We start from the raw sequence: 1,079 nt of genomic DNA, 5'->3' as shown, positions 1-1,079 counted from the left end.
AGATGTGTATAAGAGACAGCTAAACGGCGCCATTGAAAAACGTGCGGCATGAGGATAACGATCGCGATAACGAAGAGACGTTTCAGCTTCCCTCCAAACAGTCCGAATTTAAATCTGTATTTGACCGTTACTATAAACGTGCTGAATTTCAAATACTCTTCGGCTTCTTCAAGTTTTGCATAGATGGCATAGATACATATGGGGTAACACAGCATCATCATAATGGCCGACATCATCCCGATGAACTCAAGCGTCATTCGCTACCCCCTGAAAACCTCTGGGCCGAACGCGGCCCCGCCAACCCCGAACGCCAGTTTTCCACCTTCGTTAACCGACCCGCCTCTCTTTTTTGTTATGACCGCTATTCAGTCAAAAACCACGACAAGCCCATTCCGACGAAAGAAGACATAGTGAGCAAGTAGGGAACAACTATCCAAAGTTTTAGAGGCATTGGAATACGTTTCACATCTTCAACGATTACAAGACACCGCCATTGAAAAAGACGCGGCATAAGGAGGACAAGGGCAATCGCGAAGAAACGTTTCAACTTTCCACCCGAAGGATCGGTGCCGAATCTGTGTTTGAATACCACGATGAATGAGCTGAATTTCAGATAGTCTTCGGCCTCTTCAAGCTTTGTACAAATGACATACAGATTTAATGGAAAACTCAGCAGCATTAACACACCCGACCATACGCCGATAGGTTCCGACATCATTTTCCGCCCCCTGAGGCTTCATAAAGGCGGGTTCCTATTAGCTCACCCGCGTGACTTCCCAAAGCCCCCACAGTGATCCCCCCAACGGCCCCTCCGACAACTGCGCAGCCCAGCGCACTGGCTCCAGCGGTAGGTATGGCGAAGATAGCTGCACACACGGCAACACCAATGCCCATTCCCGCGGATCCCCCGTAAGTGGCGGCGCCACCTCCTAATACCAGCTTCCCTCCCTCCACAAACTTCGACCGCTTACATTCCTGTTCCCGCCCGGTGGAACATGCCTCCGTTATTTCCAACGCGGTCACTCCGACATCCAGCGCGATACCGATATAGGTCCCCTTCTTCAGCATCTGCGAAGATT

2 protein-coding genes are annotated in these 1,079 nt (G+C 50.3%); both read right to left on the bottom strand.

Features of this window, described 5'->3' with window-relative positions:
- Positions 1 to 257, bottom strand: a 257-nt coding sequence (locus B6S09_RS18895; RefSeq protein ID WP_094279861.1) for a hypothetical protein, incomplete at its 3' end; no start/stop codon positions are given.
- A 104-nt stretch (positions 258 to 361) separates the two neighbouring features.
- Positions 362 to 718: a hypothetical protein gene (locus B6S09_RS18115; RefSeq protein WP_094065088.1), complete on the bottom strand. Its 357-nt coding sequence runs from the start codon at positions 716 to 718 to the stop codon at positions 362 to 364.
- Positions 719 to 1,079: the final 361 nt, after the last annotated feature.

It is taken from the genome of Oceanimonas baumannii, from assembly GCF_002245495.1.
Classification (GTDB): Bacteria; Pseudomonadota; Gammaproteobacteria; order Enterobacterales; family Aeromonadaceae; genus Oceanimonas; species Oceanimonas baumannii.
This window is presented reverse-complemented; position numbering and strand designations above follow the sequence as displayed.